Source organism: Xanthomonas sp. LMG 8993 (assembly GCF_009835065.2).
GTDB lineage: Bacteria > Pseudomonadota > Gammaproteobacteria > Xanthomonadales > Xanthomonadaceae > Xanthomonas > Xanthomonas arboricola.
This window is the reverse complement of record NZ_QVIF02000001.1, coordinates 19,764-44,246: the sequence shown is the minus strand read 5'-3', so window position 1 is coordinate 44,246 and position 24,483 is coordinate 19,764. Positions and strand designations below refer to the sequence as shown.

The 24,483-nt window shown below is 62.9% G+C and carries 22 protein-coding genes and 1 pseudogene; 6 read left to right on the top strand and 17 right to left on the bottom strand.

From position 1 onward, the window contains the following. The first annotated feature begins 11 nt into the window (after positions 1-11). Positions 12-914, top strand: coding sequence for an SDR family oxidoreductase (locus tag DYQ94_RS00175; protein WP_160954641.1), 903 nt, complete (start codon positions 12-14; stop codon positions 912-914). A gap of 277 nt (positions 915-1,191) precedes the next feature. Here DYQ94_RS00175 and DYQ94_RS00170 read toward each other — a convergent pair whose 3' ends face one another. The 3 genes from DYQ94_RS00170 to DYQ94_RS00160 all read right to left on the bottom strand — a co-directional run bounded on the left by DYQ94_RS00170 (position 1,192) and on the right by DYQ94_RS00160 (position 4,754). Then, the gene (locus DYQ94_RS00170; protein ID WP_184428972.1) at positions 1,192-2,661 is read right to left on the bottom strand and encodes a glycoside hydrolase family 30 protein; all 1,470 of its coding nucleotides are present in this window, start codon (positions 2,659-2,661) and stop codon (positions 1,192-1,194) included. A 435-nt stretch (positions 2,662-3,096) separates the two neighbouring features. Continuing rightward, complete coding sequence (locus tag DYQ94_RS00165; protein WP_126965144.1) at positions 3,097-3,966, bottom strand: NAD(P)H-hydrate dehydratase; 870 nt, start codon at positions 3,964-3,966, stop codon at positions 3,097-3,099. Continuing rightward, positions 3,966-4,754 (bottom strand): histidine phosphatase family protein, encoded by a 789-nt coding sequence (locus DYQ94_RS00160; RefSeq protein ID WP_046341970.1) that lies wholly within the window; start codon positions 4,752-4,754, stop codon positions 3,966-3,968. The genes DYQ94_RS00165 and DYQ94_RS00160 overlap by 1 nt, the downstream gene beginning before the upstream one ends. A 173-nt stretch (positions 4,755-4,927) precedes the next feature. On the opposite strand from DYQ94_RS00160, the gene DYQ94_RS00155 reads away from it, so the two are divergent. Further along, positions 4,928-5,557 carry a TetR/AcrR family transcriptional regulator gene (locus tag DYQ94_RS00155; protein WP_005920554.1) on the top strand — a complete coding sequence of 210 codons (630 nt, stop codon included), beginning with the start codon at positions 4,928-4,930 and terminating at the stop codon, positions 5,555-5,557. Between the two features lie 5 nt (positions 5,558-5,562). On the opposite strand, the gene DYQ94_RS00150 is transcribed toward DYQ94_RS00155, so the two are convergent. From DYQ94_RS00150 to DYQ94_RS00115, 8 genes and pseudogenes are all read right to left on the bottom strand, one after another. Beyond that, positions 5,563-5,829 carry an XAC0095 family protein gene (locus tag DYQ94_RS00150; protein ID WP_126965145.1) on the bottom strand — a complete coding sequence of 89 codons (267 nt, stop codon included), beginning with the start codon at positions 5,827-5,829 and terminating at the stop codon, positions 5,563-5,565. Between the two features lie 387 nt (positions 5,830-6,216). Then, a complete protein-coding gene (locus DYQ94_RS00145; RefSeq protein ID WP_126965146.1) occupies positions 6,217-8,562 on the bottom strand; it encodes a restriction endonuclease subunit S in 2,346 nt (781 codons plus the stop codon). Further along, positions 8,559-10,028 (bottom strand): type I restriction-modification system subunit M, encoded by a 1,470-nt coding sequence (locus DYQ94_RS00140; protein ID WP_126965147.1) that lies wholly within the window; start codon positions 10,026-10,028, stop codon positions 8,559-8,561. The genes DYQ94_RS00145 and DYQ94_RS00140 overlap by 4 nt, the downstream gene beginning before the upstream one ends. A 4-nt stretch (positions 10,029-10,032) precedes the next feature. Continuing rightward, positions 10,033-10,719, bottom strand: coding sequence for a nucleotidyl transferase AbiEii/AbiGii toxin family protein (locus DYQ94_RS00135; RefSeq protein ID WP_237474893.1), 687 nt, complete (start codon positions 10,717-10,719; stop codon positions 10,033-10,035). Positions 10,720-10,754: 35 nt separating this feature from the next. Further along, positions 10,755-11,390, bottom strand: a complete 636-nt coding sequence (locus DYQ94_RS00130) for a helix-turn-helix domain-containing protein (protein ID WP_126965149.1) — start codon at positions 11,388-11,390, stop codon at positions 10,755-10,757. A 63-nt stretch (positions 11,391-11,453) separates the two neighbouring features. Next, the gene (hsdR, locus tag DYQ94_RS00125) at positions 11,454-13,835 is read right to left on the bottom strand and encodes an EcoAI/FtnUII family type I restriction enzme subunit R (RefSeq protein WP_126965150.1); all 2,382 of its coding nucleotides are present in this window, start codon (positions 13,833-13,835) and stop codon (positions 11,454-11,456) included. 79 nt (positions 13,836-13,914) lie between these two features. After that, positions 13,915-14,068, bottom strand: a pseudogene (locus tag DYQ94_RS00120) (type II toxin-antitoxin system RelE/ParE family toxin); the annotation flags it as partial. A 34-nt stretch (positions 14,069-14,102) separates the two neighbouring features. Continuing rightward, a complete protein-coding gene (locus DYQ94_RS00115; protein ID WP_126965151.1) occupies positions 14,103-14,693 on the bottom strand; it encodes a TetR/AcrR family transcriptional regulator in 591 nt (196 codons plus the stop codon). A gap of 70 nt (positions 14,694-14,763) precedes the next feature. On the opposite strand from DYQ94_RS00115, the gene bdcA reads away from it, so the two are divergent. From bdcA to DYQ94_RS00100, 3 genes are all read left to right on the top strand, one after another. Next, entirely contained in the window at positions 14,764-15,477 is a 714-nt protein-coding gene (gene bdcA, locus DYQ94_RS00110) for an SDR family oxidoreductase (protein WP_014506929.1), read from the top strand. A gap of 258 nt (positions 15,478-15,735) precedes the next feature. Then, positions 15,736-16,599, top strand: a complete 864-nt coding sequence (locus DYQ94_RS00105) for a Smlt3025 familytype IV secretion system inhibitor (protein WP_126965152.1) — start codon at positions 15,736-15,738, stop codon at positions 16,597-16,599. Positions 16,600-16,622: 23 nt separating this feature from the next. After that, a complete protein-coding gene (locus tag DYQ94_RS00100) occupies positions 16,623-17,948 on the top strand; it encodes a Smlt3024 family type IV secretion system effector (protein WP_160954642.1) in 1,326 nt (441 codons plus the stop codon). A gap of 5 nt (positions 17,949-17,953) precedes the next feature. On the opposite strand, the gene DYQ94_RS00095 is transcribed toward DYQ94_RS00100, so the two are convergent. Together DYQ94_RS00095 and DYQ94_RS00090 are read right to left on the bottom strand one after the other, a co-directional pair. Beyond that, positions 17,954-18,094, bottom strand: coding sequence for a hypothetical protein (locus DYQ94_RS00095; RefSeq protein WP_160954643.1), 141 nt, complete (start codon positions 18,092-18,094; stop codon positions 17,954-17,956). A gap of 141 nt (positions 18,095-18,235) precedes the next feature. After that, a complete protein-coding gene (locus DYQ94_RS00090) occupies positions 18,236-18,412 on the bottom strand; it encodes a type II toxin-antitoxin system RelE/ParE family toxin (protein WP_425518989.1) in 177 nt (58 codons plus the stop codon). Between the two features lie 67 nt (positions 18,413-18,479). On the opposite strand from DYQ94_RS00090, the gene DYQ94_RS00085 reads away from it, so the two are divergent. Then, on the top strand, positions 18,480-18,632 hold the full coding sequence (locus DYQ94_RS00085; RefSeq protein WP_164738844.1) for a hypothetical protein: 153 nt from the start codon (positions 18,480-18,482) through the stop codon (positions 18,630-18,632). Between the two features lie 9 nt (positions 18,633-18,641). Here DYQ94_RS00085 and DYQ94_RS00080 read toward each other — a convergent pair whose 3' ends face one another. The 4 genes from DYQ94_RS00080 to DYQ94_RS00065 all read right to left on the bottom strand — a co-directional run bounded on the left by DYQ94_RS00080 (position 18,642) and on the right by DYQ94_RS00065 (position 24,190). Continuing rightward, positions 18,642-21,305: a M1 family metallopeptidase gene (locus DYQ94_RS00080; RefSeq protein ID WP_126965154.1), complete on the bottom strand. Its 2,664-nt coding sequence runs from the start codon at positions 21,303-21,305 to the stop codon at positions 18,642-18,644. A gap of 175 nt (positions 21,306-21,480) precedes the next feature. Then, positions 21,481-22,773 carry an adenylosuccinate synthase gene (locus DYQ94_RS00075; protein WP_024938603.1) on the bottom strand — a complete coding sequence of 431 codons (1,293 nt, stop codon included), beginning with the start codon at positions 22,771-22,773 and terminating at the stop codon, positions 21,481-21,483. Between the two features lie 428 nt (positions 22,774-23,201). Further along, positions 23,202-23,387: a DUF2065 domain-containing protein gene (locus tag DYQ94_RS00070; RefSeq protein ID WP_039510765.1), complete on the bottom strand. Its 186-nt coding sequence runs from the start codon at positions 23,385-23,387 to the stop codon at positions 23,202-23,204. Between the two features lie 338 nt (positions 23,388-23,725). Next, positions 23,726-24,190, bottom strand: a complete 465-nt coding sequence (locus DYQ94_RS00065; protein ID WP_065046697.1) for an REP-associated tyrosine transposase — start codon at positions 24,188-24,190, stop codon at positions 23,726-23,728. Positions 24,191-24,483 lie beyond the last annotated feature (293 nt).

The following is a 24,483-nucleotide window of genomic DNA, read 5'->3' as shown; positions in this document are numbered from 1 at the left end:
GGAGCCAGCGCATGTCCAGCACCAAGAACCAGTACGAAATGCAGAACCCGCTCACCCAGTTTCCGCAGCCCAAGTTCCCCGAGCAGACCCAGGAAGCGCCGGGCACCATCCATGCATTGCAGCCAAGGGCCGACCACGGCGAGCAGAGCTACCAGGGCTTCGGTCGCCTGAAGGGCCGCAAGGCGCTGATCACCGGCGCCGACTCGGGCATTGGCCGCGCCACTGCAATCGCCTACGCACGCGAAGGCGCCGACATCGTGTTGAACTACCTGCCGGAAGAAGAGCAGGACGCTGCGGAGGTGGTGAAGTTGATCGAGGCCGAAGGCCGCAAGGCGATCAGCATCCCTGGTGATCTCAAGGATGAGGCTTTCTGCAACCAGTTGGTCGAACGCGCGGTCAAGGAGCTCGGTGGGCTGGATCTGCTGGTCAATATCGCCGGCAAGCAGACCGCGATGAAAGACATCGCCGACATCACCACCGAGCAGTTCGACGCCACCTACAAGACCAACGTGTACGCGATGTTCTGGCTGTGCAAGGCGGCCATTCCGCACCTGCCGCCGGGCGCATCCATCATCAACACCGGCTCGATCCAGTCCTATCAGCCCTCGCCGACGCTGCTGGACTACGCTTCCACCAAGGCGGCCATCGTCAACTTCACCAAGGGCCTGGCTCAACAGGTCGCCGAGAAGGGCATCCGCGTCAACGCCGTCGCCCCCGGCCCGGTATGGACCCCGCTGCAACCCAGCGGTGGCCAGCCGCCGGAAAAGATTCCCGAGTTCGGCTCGGAAACCCCGCTCAAGCGTGCCGGCCAGCCGGTGGAGATGGCGCCGCTGTATGTGATCCTGGCTTCGCAGGAATCCAGCTATGTGACCGGCGAAGTATTCGGTGCCACCGGTGGTTTGCTGCTGTCGTAAGCAAGCTGAAAGCGCGTTTTTTCGCGTAATGCCACTAGAACCCTGCCGATCGCTGCACGCGCAGCGGTCCGCAGGGTTCTCATCGATGGCGTTTTTGGTAGTGGCGGCAGTCTCGAATGCTGATGCATCAGCACCACCGAACCCCAAGGTAGTTCGACCAGCTACGCAAAGACGGCTTCGATCATGCGAGCCCCCCCTTCTCCCACCGGGACAAGGTGCCCGAAGGGCGGATGAGGGTACGCCCCTCCCCCACCAATGCTCCGCCCACGGCCTGCGCTTACTGTGTCATCACCACCGTCTGGATCGCATGCGCCGGGATCTCCAATTCACTCGATGCATCGCCCACATACAGGTTGTAACGGATCGCCACATCGCTGGCATTCATCACCACCGTCGCCAGGCTGCCATCGGTGTTGAGAAAGGACGTCGTTGCCAGATTGCTGCGGCTGCTGGCTGCACTCACCCGCCGCGCGCCGGGGCGGATGAACTTGGAAAAGTGGCCGATATACCAATAGCTCGGCGTGTAAGTCACCTCACCGGTGCGAGTGTCGGCATGCACCGGCGCAAAGCAGTAATTGCCCACGTGGTTCGGCCCGCCGTGCTGGTCGAGCAGGATGTTCCAGTCGGTCCAGCCCACCGCCCCATGATTGAGATCGTTGATGATGGCGGTGCCATAGCGCTCGCCATTGGGCCAGTACTGCAACTTTGCCGGGTCGAACTTTTCCACCGCTGCTTCGGTCAGCAGTAGCGGCTTGTCCGGGTACGCCTGCGCCACCGCCGCCACGTTCTCCACCATCGGCGCGAACCCGGCCCAGGTCTCGTACCAGTGGAAGCCCATGCCCCACGCGTATCTCGCCGCTTCCGGATCGTCGAAGATCACGTGCGCGCGGTGCAGCATCATGTCGCGGTTATGGTCCCACACGATGATCTTGCGGTCGCCATAGCCGGCCTGCTCCATCGTCGGGCCGAGGTGGTTCTTCAAAAAGTCGCGCTCTTCCTCGGCGGAAAACACCATCGACTCCCAGGTTTGCACCGCCATCGGCTCGTTCTGCAGGCTGATGCCCCAGATCGGGATGCCGGCCTTTTCGTAGGCCGCAATAAAGCGCGTGTAGTAGGTGGCCCAGGCCGGCGCATACGCGGGCAGCAACTTGCCGCCCTTGAGCATGTTGTTGCTGTCTTTCATGAAGGCCGGCGCGCTCCACGGGCTGGCGAATGTCGTCAACTTGCCGCCGGCCGCCGCAATGGCCTGGCGCAGCATCGGGATGCGATAACGCTGATCGTGCCTGACCGAAAAGCTCTTCAGCGCCGCATCGCCTTCCTTGATGTAGGTGTAGCTGCCGCTGCTGAAATCCGAACTGTGGATGGTGGTGCGCGCCAGCGTATAGCCGATGCCCTTTTGTGGGTCGTAGTAGGCAGTGAGCAATGCGCGCTGCGCAGGCTTGGGCAGCCTGGCAAAGGTCTCGGCACTGGCATCGGTGATTGCCCCGCCGATGCCCAACACCTCCTGGAAGCGCCGCTGCGGATTGACGAAGATGGAGTTCTCCTTCTCGGTCAAAGCATGTCCGGCCGTGGGCGCCTCAGCGCTACTGACGCGCATCTGCTGCGTTGCGCCTTGGGCAGAGGTGTAAACGCGTAGTGCACCGGCGGGTGCTGCTGGCGGAACAGCAGCATCCACAACTGCAGCTTCTACCGCCGTCGATGTGGGCGTGGATGCAGACGGTGCCGTCGATGCCGTCGATGCCAGCATCGGAATCGGCGTTGCGGCTGTTCCTATCGCTGTCGCTGTCGCTGTTGCAGATGCCAACACCGTTTCAGTCGCAGCACCCCAAACCCCCAGAACCCCCACCATCGACCACGCAATCGTTCGCTTCACCGTGCACCCTCCCAGGTTGGTGACCAAGCCTAACCGACCAACGCGGCGCAACATCGCGCAACAAACGAGCACAACCATGCACCCTTCCACCATCGGCAATTCCCTTCTCCCCTCGGGAGAAGGTGGCCCGAAGGGCCGGATGAGCCTACGTCTGCCAAGAGTGCAACCCGCCCCCTGCAATCAAGGCAACAACCTAAACCCCAACTGGAAAGACAGCCCCACGACTCCAGCAAACCTACCCTCACCCCAATCCATCTCCCGCTGGAGAGGGGCTTGGTCTGCGCGCCGCATCAACGCGACGAGCGTCGATCACCGGCGTGCCAACCGATGCAAAATCCCAGGCACTTCCAGCCCAAGCTCGCGCGCCAGAAACCCCACTGGCCCAATCCGCCTGGCCAACTGCCTGCCCGCCGCCGCATGCACAAACACGCCCCATAACGCAGCGGTCAACGCATCGCAGCCGCGCGCGGCAAAGCCGGCAATCAATCCCGCCAGCACATCGCCAGACCCGGACGTGCCTAACCCGGACGCACCCCCGCGATGCATCCACACCACTCCATCCGGGCCGGCAATAAAACTGTCCGCGCCCTTGACGATCACCACGCTGCGCAGCTTCTGCGCAAACTTCAACGCGTACGCGCCCGGCGCCGCTTCCACCGCCGCCTTGTCGTCGCCGGCCAGGGTCGCCATCTCGCCCGCATGCGGCGTCAACACGAATGGCCGCCCGATCGGCGCCCGCAGGCCACGCGACAACGCGCCGGCATCCAGCACCAAGGTGCACACCGCCTGCTCGGCGGCGCGCCTGACCATCGCCGTGGTGGTGGCCGACGACGCCATCCCCGGCCCGATCACTGCCGCATCGCAGGCCGCCATTGCCCCGTCCAGCGCGCGGTGCCCGCGCACGATCTCACCCTGCCCGTTCTGCGCCAACCCCAGCACCAGCGCCTCCGGCACCGCCAAAGCCATACCCGGCGCCACACTGGCGGCGGTGGCGATCTGCAGCTTGCCGGCACCGGTGCGCAGCGCGGCCTCGCCGGCCAGCAGCACCGCACCGGGCACACGCATCGAGCCACCCACGATCAACACGCGCCCGCGCTGCTCCTTGTCGCCACCTGGAGCAGGCAACGGCATCGCCCGCAAGGCGGCCGCGGTGAGCATGCGCACGCGCGGGGCGGCCATCAGCGCGCCCCGGCCGGGCGGTCGGACTCGGTGGTCACCGGCTCGTCGGCCAGCTCCGGCGGCACGAACTTGGTGCGCAGCAACTCCAGCGATTGCCCATCGGCCGCAGCCGCGTATTCGGTGACGCCGCAATTGGGCACATCGCCTTCGCGGTCGATGCCCAGGATGGTGGCCTCATCCATCCTCTCGATCAGGTAGCGGAAGCAATTGACGATCACCTGATGCCCCACGATCAGCACGCGCGCGCCCACATGGTTGCGCTGCAGATCGCCCACCACCCCGCGCAGGCGGAAGATCACATCGCACCAGCTCTCGCCACCGGGCGGGCGAAAGTAGAACTTGCCCACCAGCTTGCGCTGCTCGGCCAGCTCCGGAAAGGTCGCAAGAATGCCGGCCGTGGTATAGCGGTCGAGCACGCCGAATTCCTTCTCGCGCAAACGCTCGTCCACGCTGACCGAATCGGCCGGCTGCCCCAGCGCACGCGCCACCGCAGCGGCGGTCTGCCGCGCACGCACATAGGTGGAACTCAGGATCAGGGTCGGGCGCTCGTGCTCGGGCAAACCGGCCATCCACGCCCCCAACGCCTCGGCCTGGCGCTCGCCCAGCGCCGACAACGGCACATCCGCGTCGCGGTGCTCCAGGTCGATCAAGGCCGAGCCGTTGGACTCGGCCACATCGCGCGCCACATTGCCCGCGCTTTGCCCATGCCGCACCACCCACAACCGCGCCGGCCACTGCGCCGAGACACCGGCTACCGCACTGTTCTCACTCACATGCTTCTCCTGCACAACGTCGACCTCACGTGTCGCACAGCCGCCGTGAAAACATGGTCGACCAGCGCATCTGTGACCGGTGTTTCAATACGCACGCGCATCCATGACTGATGGCACGGCAACAAGCGAACGCAACGGATGGGTAACGCCGCGCCGGTATACTGCAGCCCCCCGACACCCTGCTGCCCATGTCCAACGTCCTGTTGCTGCGCACGGCAAAAGAGCGCGAAGAACTGCTGCTGGAAGAGGTGCTGGACGCCACCGAGCAGTGCATCGACGTCATCGGCCTGAGTGCCACCAGCTTCGAGCTGATCGCCGAGCGCGCCAAGGTCAGCTGCGGCAGCCTGCTGCAACGTTTCGAAGACAAGGACGCGCTGGTGCGCGCATTGCTGGAGCGCAACTACATGCGCGCTATCCGCCAGATGTGGCTGGTGGAACGCCCGGCCAACGTGCACGTGGTGGATTTCATCGCCGGCCTGCTCGAAGAATGGCTGCTGCAGGAAATCAACATCAAGCGCACCCGCATCGACCTGGAACTGCACCTGGCCACCCTGCGCGACCCGGTGCTTGCCGCCTTCATGCGCCGGCAGAGCGCATCGCTGATCGAACACCTCAGCGCCCTGCTCAAACGCCTGCTCCGCGGCCACGCCGACCCGGCCAGCAGCGAACAGGAATTCCAGGCCCGCGTCTTCGCCGTCGCCGCCATGTGCGGCGGCCTGCACAGCGTGATGACCAGCGGCATGGAACTCAACCGCATGCATCTGCAGCTGATCCTGCGCGAGAGTCTGTCTGGGATTTTGAAGTCTGCGCCGGTGTAAGAGCGCTACTTTCCGCCTGATTCTTCCAGACTCGCCGGCCACTGCACCTGCTTCAGCGCATGGGTCATCTGATCGGCAAGCAGCTCCAGACAAAACGCCAACTCGTCCATGCAGATGGCAGGCTGTCGCGCCTGCTCTTCCGCTGGTGTGCGCGGCTGCGCCAAACGCGCCAGAAAGCGCATGTGGTCGCGCAGCTGCTGCAAGCGGTACTGCGCGCCTTCTGACAGGTAGTAGCCCGGGTGTGACTGCACATCGCGTACAACGTCCGACATGGCCTGCTCCTCATTCCATGGAATCAGCCCGCCCGCCGCAAGGCGACGGACGGGAAGTCGGGAGGCTCGAAACCGCGAACAGCCGGCGGGCGTATTCCCCTTGCGGGTGTTGTATTAGCCGCCCTCCCGACGCAGAGCATCGCGTCGGTTGCACCAGCAAAGTTGCAGGCACAAAAAACCCACCGGTTTGTCGGAGGTGGGTACCGCTGTTCGGGGAGTTTCGAGGCTCCGTGCAGAAAGATTGCTACCGAAAAATTTCTACGTCAAGCATGGATAACGAACGCCGCTGTGAGCTGGAAAACGCATCATTGGCCAGCGGCAACGAGGTTTCCCCGTCGGAGCTCAACCGACTCGTTGCCATTAGCCCGTACCCCGCACACTGCAGATTCAATTGAACAAGAAAGCTGCCTGTGACTTCGTCACCGCACTGTTGCCCGTCGGGACAAGCCCATGATCGCGCATCCAACCAAGCCACTTACCTAAGATGTCCGGCGTGAAGCGCTCCTTCGCCTCATGCCAGTTACCGCGGAACTCGTTGATCAACCACTCGTCATTGGGATGAAGCCCCCCGGCAAGCGCGTCGTTCCAGACCGCGTATAGCGTTGCGACAGCCTCCAGATCGTCCGTCTTACGCCCCTCAAATAGCGCGATAAGACGATCCAACTCCTTCTGAGCAGAACCGAGTGCGGAAGCCGCTGTTTCGACAGAGTGACTGATGTTCGCCCCAATGTGATAGGAGACCTTTTCCTGCCCCGATTTGAGCACCTCGATCGAGGTCGAATACAGCCCTTCTTGAGCAGCACGCTCCTCTACCCGATAAATCATCGTATCGAGCGGACCAGCAGCATGGCGACGATATCCATCCATCAGTCCCAAGCCCAGATGGGAATCCGCCAAAAACAGCAACTTCATATGCGCAACACGCCCGAAGGTGCGTCGTGACGCGAGCCTGAAAATCAGGTAAGCGCTGAAGTCAACAACCTCAGCCCTCGACTCCTTCCCGCTATTCAAACCTAAGCCAATCAATGCATTAACCAAGTCCCCATGCACCTGGCGAGCCTCGCCGAGGCGGGCTTTGAGTTGGTCGCAGAGCGCCATCAGTTGATTGACCTTGGCGACGATGCGGTGTTGTTCGGCTAGGGGAGGCAAGGCAATTGGCAAGCTAAGAATCTGCTCGCGCGAAACGTTTTTCATTGAGCTGCTTGTGCCTCCGGCTACTCGGGCGTAGTACTGACGAGCATGTGCAGCGCTGTTTACTAGGTTTACATAATGTCGGTTGCAAAACTTTGTTAGCTTCAGTCGAACGACCTTGTCACTTAGCATCAATCGGCTCGGGGTCGAATCCACTATGACACTTCGGGCTACGAGTTCAGCAGTGTTTGCGCGGGAAATTAAGAAGTCACCTTCAGAGACCTCATGCTCGGAGCGAGCATCCAAGTTCATTGGTAGTGCTTTATTTTCCTCGGGGCGGTAAATACCCCATGAGACGGCACTGACCTTCAGAACTCCCCAGTCGTTCCCCTCTCTTGGCCTTGGCTCGCAAATAGGACTCCAACCAGCACCACTTTCGATCACTTGATCACCTAAACGAGCCCACTCCCAGCCTGCTGCCAGCTCAAACAGTTTTTCGTCTTCGTTAATCTCCGCAAGATACTTCTGCTTTTTGATCTTCTTCTCCGCCTCGAACTGTGATTTTTCCTCGGCGATCCGTTTAAGTAGCTCACTCGCCAGTTCATCGCTAGGGTCTTGCGGCACCAGCTTGCCCATCACCGCCAGTTGCAGCAGGGTTTGCTTGAGGGCGTCAATGCTGGATTCTGTGGTGAACAGGGTGTGGAAGTGTTCGGCCAGGCGCTGCCAGCTTTGCGCAAAGTCCTCGGCGTCGCGGGCCTGGGTCAGGCTCTCCAGCAGCGCCTGCACCAGTTGGGCGTGGGCGCTGCCGGCATCGGCCTGACGAGCTTCCAGCCGGTCGCACAGGGCCATCAGCTCATCGACTTTGGCGACGATGCGGTGTTGTTCGGCGAGTGGCGGCAGTGGGCAGAGTGTTTCATTTGCTCTGCCGATAGTGAGCGTGTGTACTGTCGTACCCATGCTCTCAGCGTGAATTTTCTCTATCCATAGCGGAGAAACGAAGTACTTAAGAAGATAGTCTGAATTATCCGCTATATGATTCTTGAAAATCAGGACGCTGGCATCCTTAAAGTAAAAACGATCTGTTTTCTGTACGCGGTATGGGACACCAATTGTCCCTACACCTGTCAGCATTATGTCTCCTACTTTCGGCGCTGACTCTCCTGTGGAAAGCTCTTGATATAGAGCCTCCGAAATAAATAATTCGTTTTCGACAAAACCATCTTTGGATAGCCGAACTATTTCCCGGGCACGGTAGAAAGGAATACCGCTAGTTTGCCAGTCTTTCTGGTGTACACGCGAACTAGACCCGACTAAACCCAACTCTCCAAGACGCGTCCACGCCCAGTTGGTAGGCACTTCAAACGGTGTCTCTTCTTCGCCAATCTCGGCAAGTGGCTTCTGCTTCTTGATCTTCCCCTCAGCCACCAACCGCGCTTTTTCCTCCGCAATCCGCTTCAGCAGCTCACTCGCCGGCTCATCATTCGGATCTTGCGGCACCAGCTTGCCACGCACCGCCAGCTCCAGAATCAGCTCGCGCAGCTTCTTGATACCATTGGGCGCGCCTGCCAGCAGCGGCAGATTGCGGGTAAGCAGCGTCGTCATACCCGGCGCTCCAGCGCTTCGGCCAGCACAGCCTTGAGCTGGTCACGCAACCCGTCAATCTCGCCTTGCAGGGCGGCATAGCCGCGCAGCAGCTCGTGCGGGTCGTGGCTGATCTGCTCGCCCACATGCGGGTTCTTGCTGTCGAGGTTCCAGTTGCGGCTTTGTAGCTCTTCGAAGCTGACCTTCCAGGCGAATTCATTTTCCTGGCGAGCAGCAAAGCCATCGGCCTCGCTGCCCCACCAGGCTTCCTCAACGGCGAACTCCTCGACGCGCATGGGCTTGGTCTTGGAGTAACTCTTGTACCCGGCCGGGTACTGGTGCTCGTAGAACCACACGTTCTTGGTGGGCGTGCCCTTGGTGAAGAACAGCAGGTTGGTCTTGATGCCGGTGTAGGGGTTGAACACGCCGTTGGGCAGGCGAACAATGGTGTGCAGGTTGCACTCGGTGAGCAGCTTTTCCTTGATACGGCTCTTGATGCCCTCACCGAAGAGAAAGCCATCGGGCAGCACCACGGCGGCGCGGCCACCGTCCTTGAGCAGGTGCATGATCAGCACCAGGAACAGGTCCGCGGTTTCACGGGTGCGGAAGGCGGCGGGGAAGTTGGTTTCGATGCCGTCTTCTTCCATGCCGCCAAACGGTGGGTTGGCGACGATGCAGTCGACCCGCTCACCCGGCCCCCAGCTGATCAGCGGGCGCGCCAGGGTGTTGTCGTGCTTGATCTGGCTGGGCACTTCGATGCCGTGCAGCACCATGTTGGTGGTGGCCAGCAGGTGCGGCAGCGGCTTCTTCTCCACGCCGAAGATGCTGGCCTGCAGGATGGCCTCCTCCTCGGCGGTGCGCACATAGCGTTGGCGCTTGTGCTCGATGGCGCAGGTGAGGAAGCCGCCGGTGCCACAGGCAGGATCCATCACCTTTTCATGCAGCTTGGGGTCGACCATGCGCACCATGAATTCGGTGACCGGGCGCGGTGTGTAGAACTCGCCTGCGTTGCCGGCGCTCTGCAGGTCGCGCAGCAGCTGCTCGTACATGTCGCCGAACGCATGGCGCTCCTGCGCCTTGTTGAAGTCCACACCACTCTGAATCTTGTTGAGCACCTGGCGGATCAGCTGCCCGGACTTCATGTAGTTGTAGGCGTCCTGGAACACATCGCGCACGACAAAGCCCAGGGGCTTGCTGTGGCGCGGTGTCAGATCGCGCAGATCGGGAAACAGGTCAATATCAATGAAGCTTTTCAGCTCATCACCGGTGATCCCTTCCGGATCGGCCGCCCAATTGCGCCAACGCAGCCGCTGCGGCAACGGCGAACGGTAGTCCTCGTGGATGAGCTCCCATTCCTGCTCACGGTCATCGAGAATCTTGAGGAACAACATCCACACCAGCTGGCCGATGCGCTGGGCGTCTCCGTCGACGCCGGAGTCCTTGCGCATGATGTCCTGGATGGATTTGATGGTACTGCTGATCGACATCGTGTTACCTGTTGAAGGATGCAAGTGCGTCCAGCCGCGTGAAGATCAACTCCTCGCGCTGGCGGTTGTTGTTGGAAGTAGCCTGAACGGCATAGTTGAAGTCGCGGTGGCGCAGGAGTTCGGCGATCCCCTGTGCGATATCCAACTGCAATGCCGTTGACGCCTGCGCGACCTCATCGCACAGGCTGGCGCGGCCATCCACGACATTGAGGATGTCCTCGACATCCCGGCTGGCCAATGGATCACGGTTGCCGCGCCCCCGGTAGGCCTCCAGCTTGGTGCCCAGAAAGTAGGCTGGAGCGACCACGCGAATCGTCACACCTGTCGGCAGTGCGTGATCGTACGCCTCACGCAGCGCATCGGCGTACCAGCGATTGCTGAATCCGAGGACGGCAGCGTCGTCGGGCATGAAATCGACGATCAGCTCGCTGGCATGTTGATCGCGCAGGCGGGTACGGCAGACCACGTCGTCGTTGGGCGAGGTGCGAAAGCCCTTACCGGCCAGCACCTGCTGCAGGCGGTACCAACTGCCCAGGCCCATGACGTGCACGATCAGGTCGACGTCTTCGGTAAAGCGAACAGCTTCCCGGCTTACCGCGTCTGTCACCAGCAGACCGGTGGTGCAGCCGCCGACGAAGGCGACTTCCGGCAGCAGATCCGGCCCAAGCGCTTCGGCCACGCGTGCCAGCATGTGCTGCTGGATATCCCAGTTTCCAGGCGTGCCCATTACGGCACTTCCCGCAGGTATCGGGTCAGCACACTGCCGGCAAGCGCCGACTCACGCTCACGCCCCAGCCGGATCGCGTCCACCAGCGCCAGCATGGCGTACAGCTCCGCATCGCGACGTACGGCACGCGGCACGCTCTTGTATAGCGGCTCCACGCGCTGGCCCTGCTCGCTGCCGTAGCCGTCCTCCCAGACGTAGATGTGTTCGCCTGCGGATAACAGGCGATCGACCAGCACCGGCGCGGCGTGTGCCGTGGGAATGCCTCGGACGATCGGGCCCGGGCGCGCCGGGAACACATACTTCAGCCCGTTCATCACAAAGCCCAGCAGGGCGCGCGTGTTGGCGCGCGGGATGCCACTGCCGCGCTCGGCCAGGACCAATCCCACGTCCGCGCAACGCCGGAGCGCCTGACTGACTTCCGATTTGCTGATGCCGGTGGACTCCTCAAGGCCGCGTACGGAGAACGCATCTTCGGCCAAGCCGCTCGCCCCCCTATCCTCCTGAGCCGCCGACATGGCCCAGCCGCGCCAGTCATCGGGAATGCCGAGCGCTGCTTTCTCGCCGCCTACAGGGACCGATTGCTGGCGCTCGAGGCTGACCAGCTTCAGCAAGAGCAGGATGTCTTGACTTTTCATGAGTAACGGAAAGGCGCCGTCCCCCGTCCTGAAACAAAGGACAAGAATACCATGGAAAACAGGTCAGGCAACGTCCGCACTGCTGTATAGCTGGCTTTCCAGGTCCAGGATGGCCCGCTGGTAGTTCGTCTTGCCGCCAAAGGCCGCCACAAGTTCGATCGGTGCTCCAAGGGTACGAAACGGTTCAAGCTGCAGGATCCTGATGTCCTCGATGTGCTCCACCCCGGTGTCGGCGTACTTGTCCAACAAGCCTTCGAGTACCTGCCGCGCCTTGCCCTGATACCTGGCGAAGTAATTGCGCTTGCGCACACCCTCCGCCCGCTCCCTGCGCGACAGCGGCGGTTGATCAAAGGCCACGTGACAGATTAGGTCGAACGGATCGAGCGACTGGCCCAGTTTCTTCTCGACCTCGCCGGCAAGCTCTTCCCATAACACGCCCTGTGTGGCCAGCTCATCGATGATGGCCTTCTTCTGCTGCGCATCGCTCCAGCGCCGCAAGAAGTCATCAAGCGATGCGAACTGGCGCAGGACGCGCTCACGGGTGTAATCGCGCAGCGACTCGGTGATGAGCTTGCCATCGGATCCGTAATACAGGACGCGCTCGGCCACGACCGATACCGGCAATTTGTCGATGACGTATTTGATGCGCTTCGGCCCACCTTCACCCCCGGTGGTGACGTCATCACCGCCATCTGGAGGATCACCGACCACACCGCCGTCGCCACCCTCGCCGCCCCCGATCTCAGGCGGTACCGGACTGTCATTGGGCGATGGGTTGTAGATCACCTCCGGGTCTCCATCGAATGATGGATCAGCGAACAGTTCGGTTGCCTTCTTGAAATCCATGATGGTGAACCAGTACTTGCCGTAGTACTCATTGATGCGCGTCCCGCGACCGATGATCTGCTTGAACTCGGTCATTGACCTGATGTGCTGGTCCAGCACGATGAGCTTGCAGGTTTGCGCGTCAACGCCGGTCGTCATCAGCTTGCTGGTGGTGGCGATGACGGGGTAGCGCATTTCCGGATTGATGAAATTGTCGAGCTCGGCCTTTCCCTCGTTGTCATCGCCGGTGATGCGCATGACGTACTTGCGATTTTCCGCAACACGCTGCGGATTGAGATTCACCAGGGCCTGGCGCATACGCTCGGCGTGATCGATGTCGTCACAGAAAACAATGGTCTTCTGGAATGGACCGGTGGCAGTGAGGAATTCGGTGACTTTTTGCGCGACCAGATATGTCCGCGCTTCGACGACAAGCTGGCGATCCATATCCCGCAGGTTGTAGATACGATCTTCGATCAACTCGCCGTTTTTGTCGCGCATCCCTTTAGGTGGCCGCCAGCCCTGCAGATCGACATCGAAGTCGATGCGCACCACTTTGTACGGTGCCAGGAAGCCATCATCAATGCCCTGCTTCAGCGTGTAGCTGTAGACGGGCTCTCCAAAGTAAGTACTGCTGGAGACTTCCTTGGTCTCCTTTGGCGTTGCGGTCAGGCCGATATGCGTGGCACCAGAGAAATATTCCAGGATCTCCCGCCACGCAGAATCCTCAGCCGCGCTGCCACGATGGCATTCATCGATGACGACAAGGTCAAAGAATTCCCGAGAGAACTGCTTGTAGATGTTCTTGACGTCCTCTACGCCGGTCACCGCCTGGTACAGGGACAGGTAGATTTCGTAAGACGTATCGATCTGGCGCTTGGTGATCTTGGTCATCGCCGTACCGAACGGCTTGAAATCGTTGTTTTTTGTCTGATCGACCAAGATGTTGCGATCAGCCAGGAACAGGATGCGCTTCTTCTGGCGCGACTTCCAAAGCCGCCAGATGATCTGGAAAGCGGTATAGGTTTTGCCGGTTCCGGTGGCCATCACCAGCAGGATGCGGTTTTGACCATTGGCCACAGCTTCGATCGTTCGATTGATCGCATTGATCTGGTAGTAGCGCGGCGAGCGACTGCTGCCATCATCGTAGTACGGGGACTCGACCACCTGTCGCGCGTCCTCACCAAGCCCCTTCCAGAGGCAATAGCGACGCCACAGTTCCTCTGGCGAGGGAAACTGATCCAACGTCAGTTCGGATTCGACCTTGTCGCCGGTTGCGGTTCTATCGTGGAAAAGGAATCCGTCGCCATTGCTTGAGAACACAAACGGAACATCCAGCGCATCTGCATATCCCAGCGCCTGTTGCATGCCGGAACCAACGGTATGCTTGTTGTCCTTTGCCTCAATCACGGCCAAAGGAAGATTGGCGCGGTGGTACAGCACGAAGTCGGCACGACGCGCCAACCCTCGGCTGTGCAGCTTGCCGCGAACGACGACACGCCCCTTGGTAAAAGCGACCTCTTCGCGCACCTGGAGATCCAGATCCCAGCCCGCAGCGACGATCGACGGAATGATGAATTTCGTGCAGATATCGCGCTCGGTTAACGACGACTTGTCCATTCAATCCCCTGTGTCTCCACCTTCCCGTCATTGGCGATGCGCCCCAGGCACAGACGCCACTGATCGATTGACTCGCCGCCTAATGATAGTCGTCTTCACGCCAATGCCTGATCGCCAACGGTGACGACCTGATCGCTTGCAACCTCAAACAGCAGCACGTAGCCACTGGCACTGAAACCAATCATCAACTCGCACAAGAACGGGATCCGCCAGCCCCGCTTGCGGTAGCTCATACCATCGAAAGCCTTCTGCCCACTCTCACGCTGCCTAGCCGCGCAGCGCCACCCGAAGCGCCTCCCCCGCCAAGCGCGCACTCGTCAGCAGACGCTCTAGGCTCTGCCCATGCCGGGCGCTGGCGGACAGCCCGGCCATGGTGGTGCTGACGAAATCCGCCAGCCGGTCTGCGTCGTGCGGGCACTGCTTGGCGATGTGGGAGCGGATCAACTCCTGGGCGGCGACATGAAAACCGCAGGCGGCCTCGCGCGCCTGCGCGTCGTTGCTGCGCGTGCCTTCCAGCACCAGGCAGCCGGTGGCGGCGGGGTCTGCGGCGTAGCAGCGGGCGGCCTGCTCCAGTACGTCGGCCAGTGCGTCGGCCAGCGGGCGGGCGGTGTCCAGGATCTGTGGCAACGGGATGGCCCCGGTCTGCGCGTAGCGGTCGAGGATGCGCGCGTACAGGCCGGCCTTGCTGCCGAAGGCGGCGTAGAAACTGGGCGGATTGATGCCCAGTGCCTGGGTGAGGTCGGCCACGCTCAGTGCGTCGTAGCCGCGCGCATGGAACAGCTGCTGCGCGGTGGCGACCGCTTGGTCCGGGTCGAACGCCCGCGGCCGGCCGCGGGCCCGGGGGTTTTCTGTAGTCATAGTTACAAAACTCTTGACGGCAAGCGAAATCTATTATGTATTACTCGCTACATTAATTGCGAGGTGATGCATGTCAGCATTCAAAGACAAGTCGGTATTGGTGCTCGGTGGCAGCCGGGGCATTGGGGCCGCCATCGTGCGGCGCTTTGTGGCCGAGGGCGCGCGGGTGACGTTCACCTATGCCGGCTCTGCCGAGGCGGCGCAGCGCCTGGCCGGTGACACCGGCAGTACCGCGGTGCTGGCCGACAGTGCCGACCGCGATGCGGTCATCGACACGGTGCGCCGCAGCGGGCCGCTGGATGTGCTGGTGGTCAACTCCGGCATCGCCTTGTTCGGCGATGCCCTGGACCAGGATCCGGACGCGGTGGACCGGCTGTTCCGCATCAACGTGCACGCGCCCTACCACGCCGCCGTGGAGGCCGCGCGGCAGATGCCGCCCGGCGGGCGGATCATCGTGATTGGCTCGGTCAACGGCGACCGCATGCCGCTGCCCGGCATGGCGTCCTACGCGCTGAGCAAATCCGCGCTGCAAGGGCTGGCGCGCGGGCTGGCGCGCGACTTCGGGCCGCGTGGCATCACCATCAACGTGGTGCAACCGGGCCCGATCGATACCGACGCCAACCCGGAAAACGGGCCGATGAAAGACCTGATGCACAGCTTCATGGCGATCAAACGCCACGGCCGTGCCGACGAAGTGGCCGGCATGGTGGCCTGGCTGGCCGGCCCGGAAGCGAGCTTTGTCACCGGGGCGATGCATACGATCGATGGTGCGTTTGGGGCATGAGGTGGCGGCGGCGGCGTTGACCACGCTGCAGCTCGACACTTAGTGTGGTCAAGGGCAGCAAACGCCCTTCTTCAGCACACGTGGCGAGCTGCCGTTGCACCGCCCGTGTTTTGATCCACGCGCCTTTCCTTCCGGCAGAGCGTGATCGCATTCCCATGTCATGCGGCGCATGGCACGGACAATCGCAGGCTTGGCCCTTGCTGTCGCGCTGATCCCAAGTTGCCTATAGTTGCGGCGAACCCTGCAATGGATTGACCAATGCACATGATGTCATCCGGCCGGTGCCTGGCCCTTGCACTCGCCATCGCCGTCACCGGCAGTGCCTGTGCACGGACGCCATCACCCGAACAAAAAAGGACTTCCCCCATGTCAGGCACCGTTACCACAGGCCGCACCATCAACGGGCACACCTATTCGGACGCGCCGGTTGACGTAAAGCTGGGGCCGAACACCTTCCGCATCCCCGCCAACTATCTGGACAGCCAGATCGCACCATGGCCGGGCGAAGGCGTCACGCTGGTCATCGAGTGGCCAGACATGACCCCCACCCCGCCCGGGGCACGGGCCAACCCGCGTACGAATGATTTCCGAAAGGAGATCTCAGTTCGAATCAATTACATCGACCGGGCTCCTATCGAGACATCATTAGAGCGACACTCTTCCAATGATGCGATTACCGAGGCCAATTCAGTGGAACGTCGAGATCCGAGGCAGCGCCTCGATCTCCGCCTTGCCCAGCAGGACACGTTGGACCTAACGCCCTACGCAATCGACGAAGCGAAAATGCTGGCGTATTCGAAAGAGTACGAAGACCACTACGGGAAACCGCCGATTCGCAACCCTGCCTACGAAGATGACTGGTACGTCGCCCGTGACTCAAGCGGCGGCCTCACCACCTTCATCAAGTGCGACAGCACCAAATTTCGTGGAGACGGTGTGCGGCTGGAGGGAGCTGAAGTAGTACACGAAAAAGGCGCTGTTGCTGCAAGTTGTGTCCACTACTTCTCTGATATCGAGAACAAGCTTTCTATCACCCTGAACTATAAGCGCGCATTCTTGAAGGACTGGAAACGCATGGAGGACGCGGTAAGGACCGTACTGGCCGGCACCAAAGTCAGGTGATCGGCGACGATAAGGAGCAGGACATGAGCGGATTGAATGAGCAGGACCTCAAGATTCTTTCCAGCTATGCGGACGCGGGCAACCGCGAGCTGTACTGGAATTATCTTTCGCAGCTAGATGGTGCAGATGGCTACGGGACGCTGGCGCTGGGCGTGGTGCGTAACGATAGCTTGCCCGGCCAGGTTGCAAATAATTACGCACAGAATTATGCCAGGACACAGCACGATAACGGCTCTCACTTTGCCAACGCGAACCTGAGCGAGAGGCAGTGGGAAGCGTTTGGGCAAACCCTGCTCAAAAAGGATCTTGAAGCCAGGCAATACTGGATGAGCGAACACCGTCCGGATCTAGCGCAGAATTTGCCTGGTGCTGATGTCATGCGGGCACACGATCAAGCCTTCCTGGACCATGAGCTCGACCCCAACTGCTGGACGCCTCGCGTCCTCCTGCAAGCGGCGCTGGAAAAAAGTGGCCCCCAGAAGCTGGAACAGATCTGGACCAACATGCTCGACAACGAGTACGCCGGCGCCACCCGTATCAACAACACGGGCTACGAGACCTTTGCGCAGATGGGACTGGCGGCCGGCAGCCAGTACCTGGCCAAGCTCGGCACCACCGAAGCGATCCAGATGCTGGAAGGCCGCTCCGCCGTCGACCCCAACGTCATCGGCAGCAACAGCTTCTACGCGATGTACTTTGAAAAAGAGCAGAAATGGGTGAACGTCAGCGCAGGCGGTGGGCATCTTTCCATGCGCGAAGAAACAAATCCCGGCCGTATCGCCGAACTCGACGATGCCCGCGCCGTCCGCCTGGAACGGCAGCAGAAAGCCACGCAGTTCCACGAAGACGATCCGCATCGCTCCATTACCCGCAGCCCGCTCACGGCATCGGTCGACGGGCTGCCCGATCGGATGCAGCCGCCCACCAAACTCGCCGATATCGGCCCTGAGCACCGGGACTACGCATTGCTGCAGCAGGTGCGCGCAGGCGTGAACGCGATCGATGCGCAAGCCGGACGCACACCGGACGAGAACAGCGAGCGCCTCATCGCCAGCGTGATGACTCTCGCCCGCCAGAACAACCTGGACCGGGCCGACCACGTGGTGCTGAGCCAACAGACGACCGACAGCCCGGCTGGCCGCAATGTGTTTGTGGTGCAGGGCGAGTTGAACAACCCGGCGCACCTGCGCGCCCATATGTCGACCGACATGGCCGTGCAGACGCCGGTGGAGCAGTCGCTGCAGCGACTGGAAGTCGCCAGCACCGATCGCCAGCAGGCGTTGGCGCAGAGCCAGCAGCAGGAGATGGATACCCGGCAGCGTGAGAGTGCGTCGATGCGCATGGGATAACGGCGCTAGGCGGGTGGCGAGCATTGCGGCGGCTTCTGGGCAATGGCGTGCAGGCGATACCGGTTGGCAACGTCGGCGTGGCGCGCGACGATCTCCAGCACCGGCTTGTGCGGCTCGGGTGGCAGTGCATCGAATAACAGGGACACCGGCTACAGCGATCAGGGAACTGCCGATATCACGGCCCCGCAAAGCCCGCCTCACGTTGCGAGCGAACGGCCAGCACAAACACCGTGCCGATCTGCGCGACATGCAGTACAGCGCCAGATCGCCGTGCGCGCCGTGACCGATCACCAGTTCGCACCTGCCGCCGCCGGCCGGCCGATCAGCGGATTGGTTTCCAGCACATCGATTGCCGCAATGACCTCGTGCAGGCGTGCTGCGACATGTGCGGCCTCATGGCGCTGGAGCTGGTCGAAGATCCGCTCAAGATCCTGTGCAACCTCCGGTGCCAGCGCGATACGCACCATGCTACCGGGCTAGTTTGCGAGCCGTGGGACGCTTTGCCGGCTCGCCGGCCATGCGCTTTTCCAGATGGCCACACATGTCGTCCCAGGCGATGGTCTTCCCGGACGCCACAATGCCGGCATCACGCTGCTCGGCGGCCTCGCTCCCCACCTCCAGGTGACTGCCGGCGCGGCAAAGAAAAAGCCCGGCAAGGCCGGGCTGTTTCCTGTGCTGCGATGACCGCAACGCTCAGCGCTTGCGCGCCTTCAACCATGCCTTGATCTGCGGCAGCGATGCCGCCCGCAGCTTCACCCGCGTCTGGATCGTGTTGACGGCATTGTCTGCGGCCTGCCGCGAGGTGGGTGCGATGTACTGCTCGGCATAGGCCTTGATCCGGTCGGCGGTGGCAAGCTCGGCCGAGTCCATGCCCAGGCCGGGGTAGTAGCGGGCGCGCGAGGTGGAATCCACCAGGGTGTCCACCTGCGTGCGATGCGCCACCGCGAAGTCGAAGGCAAGCTCCGGGTGCCGGGAAGCGACCCGGTCGATCATGCTCGCACCGGTGGTGGCGCCCGGCTCGGCTGTCAACGCCAGTTCCAGCGCGCGCCTGGCCAGCACCTCGTCGTTGGGCATGGAGAGGAAGTCGTAATAGGTGTCGCGCACCATCGACGAGGTTTCCTGCCTGGCCAAGGCATGCAAGGCGTCCCAGGTGGCTGCATCGGCATTGTGCGCAACCGCGCCCAACACGCTGTCGCGCAGCTCCGGCGACAGCGAGGCGGGGTTGGCCTGGAAGGCGGCAAAGCGCCGGCGTGCCTCGGCGATCACGGCGGCATCGCCCATGTCGCTGAGGGTGGCGATCAGGCGGGTACGCAACTGCTGGATCTGCGCCGAATCGCCATCGCGCTTGTCCCAACCCAGCGTTGCGAATTCGGCCGACAGCCGCGGTACGGCATAGGCACGCCACGTGGCGCGCGCAGCCGGGTCGCGCTCGAAGCTGCCATCCACATCGTCGTAGATGCTGGCCACCATGTCCCAGACATCAGGCGATGCGCCTGCCGCCACCTGGGCGGTGAGATTCAGCACGTCGGCCTGCGCCTGCACGCCGGCACCGGCCAGTGCGTTGGTGTCGTTCAACACGCCCACCTGGTCCACCACCGGTAGCGCGGCAAACCTGGTGGTCAGCGCCTTGAACTGCGCGGGCGCATACCAGGTGCGGAAGTAGCCCTTTTGCCCGGCATTGACCACCACCGGTGCGTCGCAGCCGGGCACCTGCACCTGCGCGGTGCCATCTACCAGCACGCGCACCGGCGCGCCATTGCCGCTGCGCAGGACCACCGGCACATGCCAGCGCAACGGCTGCTTGTCGGGGCGGTCCAGCGTGAACTCGCCCTGCTCCAGCGTCACCGCGGTCTGGCCGCCGACGCAGCGGCTACTGGCCTTGATCAACGGCACGCCCGGCTGCAGCGTGAAGTCGTGCGCCACCTGGGTGAATTGCTTGCCCGGGGCCACCGCGTCGATCTGCTGCCACAACTGGTCGGTCACCGCGTTGCCGTACTGATGTTGCTTGATGTAGCTGCGCACACCGGTGCGCCAGCGATCGGAGCCGACGTAGTCTTCCAGCATGGCAATCACCGCCTCGCCCTTCTGGTAGGTGATGGCGTCGAAGGCCTGGCTGGCCTGCTCCACGGTGGCCACGTGCTGCACCACCGGGTGGGTGGTCGCATACGCATCGCGCCGCATCGCCGCGCGGCTCTTCAGCGCCGGGCCGGTCTTGTCGATATCCCATTCCGGATGCAGTTTTGCCGTGGTGCGCGCCTCCATCCAGTTGGCGAAGCCTTCGTTGAGCCACAGGTCGTCCCACCACGCCATGGTCACCAGGTTGCCGAACCACTGGTGCGCAATCTCATGCGCGGCGACGGTGAACACGCCTTGCTTGGTGTCGATGTTGGCCACCGCCGGATCCAGCAACAACGAGTATTCGAAGGTGAAGATCGCGCCCCAGTTTTCCATGGCGCTGAAGAACTGGCTGCGCCCGGGCGCGGCGATGTTGTCCAGCTTGGGCAGCGGGTACGGGATGCCGAAGTAGGCGTTGTATTCGTGCAGCACGTCGCGGCCGGATTCCAGCGCGAACTGCGCCTGGTCCACCTTGCCCTTCTGCGCGATCACGCCGATCTCGGTGCCGTTGTCGGCGGTGACGGTGGCACGCTCGAAATCGCCCACGCTGACGAACAGCAGGTATGTGGACATCTTGGGCGAGGTCTGGAACGCGATGCGGGTGCGCCCGTTTGCGCCCGGCTTGGACGAGGCCACCGGCATGTTGCTCACCGCCATCTGCCCGGCCGGCGCATTGATCGCCAGGTCGAAGGTGGCCTTGAAGTTGGGCTCGTCCCAGGAGGGAATGAAGCGGCGCGCATCGGAGTTTTCGAACTGGGTGAACAACGCGCGGCGCGCACCTTGCGCGGTGGTGTAATCCAGCGCGAACAAGCCGTTGGCCTGCGTGTTGATCACGCCGCTGTAGTCGATGGACAGCACGTACTCGCCCACTGCCAGCGGCTTGTCGAACGCGAACGTGGCGGTCTGCGCCTCGGCATCGGTGCTGACCTTGGCAGCTTGCGGCTTGCCGCCTTTTTGCGTGAGCGTGCCGCGCGCCAAGCTCAGGTTGGCCGCCTGCAACACGATGCGGTCGGTGGCCTGCAGCACGCTGATATCGATGGCCACCTTGCCGTCGAATGTCATCTTGTCCGCGTGCGGCGTGATCTCCACCGCGTAATGCGTGGGCTTGGCCGTGCGCGGCAACTGGGTGGTGATGGACGAGGCGGCGGCGCTCGGCGGTGCGGGCGCGGCGGCGAGCACGCAGGCAGCCGGACTTGTACCGACCAGGGCCAGTGCGATGGCGGTCACCAGGGGAAGACGCATGGGAAATTCTCGATATGGGCGAAGTGGGCAGGCAAGCGGCGCCAGGCCGCGGATGATCCGCCGGAACAGTGCGCGCAGGCACCGCCGGAAGTCATGGCAAATCTCAGCAATCCTCAAATGCCAACGGCCCGGACAAGCCGGGCCGTTGGACGATGCCGCGTCTGGCGTCAGCCGATCAGGCGAACGGATCCTGCAGCACCATCGTGTGGTCACGATCCGGGCCGGTGGAGACGATCGAGATCGGGCAGCCGGCCAGTTCTTCCAGCGCGCGCAGGTAGGCACGCGCGGCCACCGGCAGCTTGTCCCACTCGGTGATGCCGTGGGTGTTTTCGGTCCAGCCCGGGAACTCCAGGTACACCGGGGTGCACTCTTCCCAGCCCTGCGCGTCCAGCGGGGCGTATTCGGTACGCTTGCCGCGGTATTCGTAGGCGATGCAGACCTTGAGCTTTTCCATGCCGTCGAGCACGTCGAGCTTGGTGATGCACAGGCCGGAGATGCCGTTGATGGCCACCGCACGCTTGAGCGCAACGATGTCCATCCAGCCACAGCGGCGCGGGCGGCCGGTGGAGGCGCCGTACTCGGCACCGCGGTCGCGGATGCCCTGGCCGACTTCGTCGTCCAGCTCGGTCGGGAACGGGCCGCCGCCCACGCGGGTGGCGTAGGCCTTGGCGATGCCCAGCACGTAGTCGATCGCATCGGCGCCCACGCCGGTGCCGGCCAGTGCGCCGCCGACGGTGGTGTTGGAGCTGGTGACGTACGGATAGGTGCCGTGGTCGATGTCCAGCAACGCCCCCTGCGCGCCTTCGAACAGCACGCGCTTACCCTGCTTGCGCAGGTCGTGCAGGATGCCGGCCACGTCCGACTTCATCGGCTGCACGTAGTCGCCGAAGGCCAGCGCTTCGTCGAAGGTCTTCTGGAAGTCCACCGCTTCCACGCCCAGGTACTTGGTCAGCACGAAGTTGTGGTAATCCAGCGCGGTGCGCAGCAGCTCTTCCAGCTGCGGCGGGTAATGCAGGTCGGCGATGCGGATACCGCGGCGGGCGACCTTGTCTTCGTACGCCGGGCCGATACCGCGGCCGGTGGTGCCGATGGCCTTGCCGCCGGCGGCCTTCTCGCGCGCCTGATCCAGGGCGATGTGGTACGGCATGATCAACGGCGCGGCCGGGGAGATCTTCAAGCGCGAGCGCACTTCCACGCCGGCACCTTCCAGCTCGCTGATTTCCTTGATCAGCGCGGCCGGGGAGATCACCACGCCATTGCCGATCAGGCACAGCGCGTCGTCGCGCAGGATGCCGGACGGAATCAGATGCAAGACGGTCTTCTTGCCGTTGATGACGAGCGTGTGGCCGGCATTGTGGCCACCCTGGAAGCGGACCACCGCACCGATCTCTTCGGTAAGCAGATCGACGATCTTGCCTTTGCCTTCATCGCCCCACTGGGCACCGAGCACGACAACTGACTGACCCATGACGGGTGAACTCCTGAGTTTTGCTGCGGCCATCGGGGCCGCGGGATGGGACCGGTTCACGGCTGGCGGCGCCGCCTGGCGCGCGGCTCCATCGGGGAGCGTTGCAGCGGCGCGTGAAGCCCTGACACGGAAAAAGCCGAACGAGGTGCCCTGTGTGAGCGTGCCCGGCCGGCTTTTGTGCATTATCCGGGTTTCCGGTGACGTGCACTACCCCTGGCGGACGGCGGATCGGGGGGCGGGTCAGATTGCGGCTGGCCGTCGGTTGCGCGGTGCTCCGGGCGCTGCCGCCCCCTGGCCCGGGAGATCCCGTCGCGACAATCCCAATGGCTCGTAGGAGCGCACCAGGGCGCGACGAGCATTCCCGGTAAAGCAAGTCGCGCCCAGGTGCGCTCCTACGCTGTCCGTTGCGGTCGGAATGGACCACCCACTCAGTGACGCACCACCCACAGCGCGATCGCGCCCAGCACCAGCGTCACACCACCAATCGCACGCAGTTGCGCGGTGGGCAGACTGAACAGTTGCTCGACCATGCGTTTCCAGGCGGTGGGCGCGGCAAACAGCAGCAGGCCTTCGATGACGGCGATCAGGCACAACGCGGACAGAAATTCATGCATCAGCAACACCAGGACGTGGGGAACTGCAGTGTGCCGCGTCAGCGCCCTCCACGCGCCCCGCGTAGGAGCGCACCCGGGCGCGACAGGCATTCCCGGTAACGCCGGTCGCGCCCAGGTGCGCTCCTACGCGGCAACGTGGCGAGCCTAGTCAAACCTACAGACCGCCCAAAGCACCATCGCCCGATCCACGACAGGCACCCCCCGACAAACCCACCCCGTAGGAGCGCACCCGGGCGCGACGGGCATTCCCGGTAAAGCCGGTCGCGCCCAGGTGCGCTCCTACGCGGCGGCGCGCGGCAAACGGTGGGCATGCACTAGGCCTGCTGGCGGCTCGACGCTCAGAGCCAGATTGCGTCCCAGAACGGATAATCACCGACGTGGGTGACCAGCCCGGCCCGGAGCGGATTGGCGATGAGGTAACGCGCGGCTGCGTGCAGGTCGTCGTCTTTGCGCAACGCGTGGTCATGGTAGCTGCGGCTCCAGACCGGTGCGTGATGCTGCCGCTGATCGTTCACCGAACGCGCTACGCACGCTTTCATGCGGGACACGGCGTCGGCCAACGCGGTGACGCTCCCCAGCTGCAACAGCCAATGTGCATGATCCGGCATCAACACCCAGGCCAGCAGCCTGGCATCGCAAGGCGTTGCTGCGGTGAATGCCCGGCAGGCGGTTGCTGCAAGCAGAAAATCTGCGAACACGGCGCGACGCTGCCATGTCGTGGTGGTCAGCAGGTAAACGCTGTTGGGCGAAGACTGCCTGCCGCGGCGCAGCGCGCGATGCCCTGGAGAGTCGATGTTGGCCATACCGCGATGCTGACGGCCTTGGACCACGCGGGATATCGGCGGTTGCCGCGTTCTGCGCTAGGGGGAATCCATATGGCGACTGGCTATCAACGGCAATCAGCGGGGTCCGCCGATAGGGCCCGTCGCGCCCGGGTGCGCTCCTACCGGGCCGAGTCTGGTCAACACGACGGGAGAGGCGCTCCAGGCAGCTGCGGATTACGGACATACCCATGGGCATCACAGTGCACGAAGCGCCGTGCGCCCGATTCATCGGCCGACGCACGCCCTGCGTAGGAGCGCACCCGGGCGCGATT